Below are 3,030 nucleotides of genomic sequence, written 5' to 3' on the forward strand. Positions count from 1 at the left end.
GCAGGCGGGGTGGCCTGGAAACGTGGCATGCTGATGCGTGACGAACCGGGGCCAGTGCGGCGAATCACGGCACCCCTGCGCGAATCGAGACGAGGTGAATCATGGGCGAATGGCTGAAAGTGACAGTGGCCGAGACGATCCGCTGGAACGATGCGCTCTACTCCCTGTGCTTCCGGGCACCGCTGCCGGCCTTCAAGGCAGGGCAGTTCGTGCGGGTCGGGCTGGACGTCGATGGCGAGCGCATCGCTCGGCCCTACTCGCTGGTCAACGCGCCGGACGAGACCCCGCACGAGATCTTCTTCAATGTCGTGCCCGACGGGCCCCTTTCGCCGCGGCTGGCTCGGCTGAAGGTCGGCGATTCCCTCCTGGTGCATACTTCCGTCACCGGCACCATGACCATGGAGCGTACGCCCGAGCATCGCCACCTGTGGCTGTTCGCCACGGGCACCGCCCTGGGGGCTTTCCTCTCCATCCTCAAGACCGATGCGCCCTGGAAGCGGGCCGAGCGCGTGGTGCTGTGCCACTCGGTGCGGCACGTGGCGGACATGGCGTACGGCGAGACCATCCGCCAACTGGAAATGCAGCACGGCGACCGGTTCGACTTCGTGCCGCTGGTCACGCGGGAGGCGTGCCCGGCCGCCCTGCGCGAGCGGATTCAGGCGGCGCTGGCATCCGGTGATCTCGAGCGGCACGTGGACCTCGAGCTGCGCCCGGAGGATGCCCACGTCATGCTCTGCGGCAACTCGGAGATGATCGAGGAAGTCCGGGGACTGCTCGAGTCGCGCGGCCTGAGTCGCCATCGCCGGCGGGAACCCGGCCAGATCACCGTCGAGAAGTACCACTGAGCCGAGAGCTTCCCTATACTGGACGGCTCGAAACCCGCGCGCCGTCCGCTTTCGTGGCGGCCAGGCCTCTTAGATCCTTGGAGTGGCAACCGCAATGGTCCTGATGCTCGACAACTACGATTCCTTCACCTACAACCTGGTCCAGTACCTGGGCGAGCTGGGTGAAGAGGTCTGGGTGGCGCGCAACGACCAGGTCACCCTCGAGGAGATCGAGGAGCGCGCCCCGAGCCACATCGTGGTCTCGCCGGGCCCCTGCGACCCGGACCAGGCGGGCATCTCGATGGAAGTGATCCGGCACTTCGCCGGCAGGCTGCCCATCCTCGGCGTCTGCCTCGGCCACCAGGCGATCGGCCAGGTGTTCGGCGGCAAGGTGGTGCGCGCCCGCGAGGTCATGCACGGCAAGGTCTCGCCCGTCTACCACACCGGCGAGGGCGTGTTCGCCGGATTGCCCAACCCCTTCGAGGCGACGCGCTACCACTCGCTGGTCGTCGCCCGCGACAGCATCCCCGATGTGCTCGAAGTCACCGCCTGGACGCAGTTTGACGACGGTTCGGTCGACGAGGTGATGGGCTTCCGCCATTGCGAGTACGCCATCGAGGGCGTCCAGTTCCACCCCGAGTCGATCCTGACCCAGCACGGCCACCAGCAGCTCAAGAGCTTCCTGCGCTACCGCTCCGGCGTGCGCGAAGCCCTGTCGGCGTGATCGGGCCGGCGTGAGCGGGCCGGTCGACGACTCCCTTTCTCCCGCCGTCGAGTCGCCGCGCGGTCGGCGCGCGGCCATCCTCGTGCTGGTGATCGCCGGGCTGCTGATGCTCGCGCCGTTCACCGTCGACGCCTACCTGCCGTCCTTCCACGCCATCGGCGACGAGTTCGGCGTGGGCCAGGCGGCGATCCAGCAGACGCTTTCCCTCTACCTGCTCGCCTTCGGTTCGATGATGCTGTTCTACGGCCCGGCCTCGGACAGCTTCGGCCGCAAGCGCGTGATCCTGCTGGCCCTGCTGGCCTACGCGCTGATGACCGTCTTCGCCGCACTCTCGCAGAGCATCGGGCAGCTGGTCGCCGCGCGGGTGGGGCAGGGGCTGGCCGCCGGCGCCGGGGTGGTGATCGGCCGGGCGCTGGTACGCGACCTGTTCGCCGGTGCCGATGCCCAGAGGGTCATGGCGAACGTGATGCTGATCTTCGCCGCGGCACCGGCGGCCGCGCCGATCATCGGCGGCTGGCTGCACGAATGGTTCGGCTGGCGCTCGGTGTTCTGGTTCCTGGTGGGCTTTTCGCTGCTGCTGATGATCGCGGTGTGGCGGTTGCTGCCCGAGACGGTCGCGGCCCACCCCCGCCAGTCGTTCGCCCCGGCCTTCGTCCTCAGGAGCTACGCCCGGGCCCTCTCGCACCCGCGCTACATGCAGCTGATCGTCGTGTTTGCCCTGCTGTTCGGCGGCATGTTCCTGTACGTGGCCGCCGCGCCGGCCATCCTCATCGACCACCTCGGCCAGTCCGAGACCGACTTCTGGAAGTTCTTCGTGCCGCTGGTGACCGGCCTGATCCTGGGTAGCCGCCTGACCCGCTGGCTTGCCGGGCGGCTGAGCATGACCGGGACGATGGCCCTGGGGTTGTGCCTGACCGGGCTGGCGGTGATCTACAACCTGGTCCAGGCGTGGGTGCAGCCACCCGATGTCACCCACGGGGTGTGGCTGACGGTCACGCCGATCACCCTGTACGTCATGGGCATGGCGACCACCATGCCGGCGCTCAACATCACGGCCCTCGATTACTGGCCGGCACAACGAGGCCTGGCCTCGGCGCTGCAGGGGGCAACCCAGATGGCGTTCGCCGGGGTGGTTTCCGGGCTGATGGTCGCGTGGCTGGCCGATTCCCTGGTCGCGCTGGCAATCGGCATGGCGGTTCTTTACGCCGCGGCTTTGCTGCTTTGGATTCGGTGGTGGCTTGCTGACGCAAGACGCCCGGCAAGGTGCCGGGCGTTGCGGTAAGGCGAGGGCGGGCCGATCGGGGCGGTCCGCCGAGGGGACTTACATCCCCAGGATGCCTTCTCCTTTCTTCTTCTCCTGGACCCTGTCTTTGTCTCCGGCCCCGTGGGCGCCGCCGGCCTCGGGCTGCGTTGCAGGTGTGCCCTGGCCGCCCTGCTGGGCCGGTGGTGTGCCGCCCCCCTGCGGTTGTCCGCCCTGCTGGG

The 3,030-nt window shown here is 68.4% G+C and carries 3 protein-coding genes; all 3 read left to right on the forward strand.

The window, feature by feature from the left end; all coding sequences use genetic code 11:
* The first annotated feature begins 101 nt into the window (after positions 1-101).
* Positions 102-845 carry a ferredoxin--NADP reductase gene (locus tag ACLFMY_RS08825; RefSeq protein WP_410764290.1) on the forward strand — a complete coding sequence of 248 codons (744 nt, stop codon included), beginning with the start codon at positions 102-104 and terminating at the stop codon, positions 843-845.
* A 94-nt stretch (positions 846-939) separates the two neighbouring features.
* The gene (locus tag ACLFMY_RS08830) at positions 940-1,548 is read left to right on the forward strand and encodes an anthranilate synthase component II (RefSeq protein ID WP_410764291.1); all 609 of its coding nucleotides are present in this window, start codon (positions 940-942) and stop codon (positions 1,546-1,548) included.
* Between the two features lie 10 nt (positions 1,549-1,558).
* On the forward strand, positions 1,559-2,830 hold the full coding sequence (locus tag ACLFMY_RS08835) for a multidrug effflux MFS transporter (RefSeq protein ID WP_410764292.1): 1,272 nt from the start codon (positions 1,559-1,561) through the stop codon (positions 2,828-2,830).
* The last annotated feature ends 200 nt before the right edge of the window (positions 2,831-3,030 follow it).

The organism is Guyparkeria sp. (genome assembly GCF_046545975.1).
Classification (GTDB): Bacteria; Pseudomonadota; Gammaproteobacteria; order Halothiobacillales; family Halothiobacillaceae; genus Guyparkeria.

Excerpts from the sequence above, each read along its gene's own strand:
- ACLFMY_RS08825 (WP_410764290.1), top strand. The coding sequence starts at position 102 with ATGGGCGAATGGCTGAAAGTGACAGTGGCCGAGACGATCCGCTGGAAC.
- ACLFMY_RS08830 (WP_410764291.1), top strand. The coding sequence starts at position 940 with ATGGTCCTGATGCTCGACAACTACGATTCCTTCACCTACAACCTGGTC.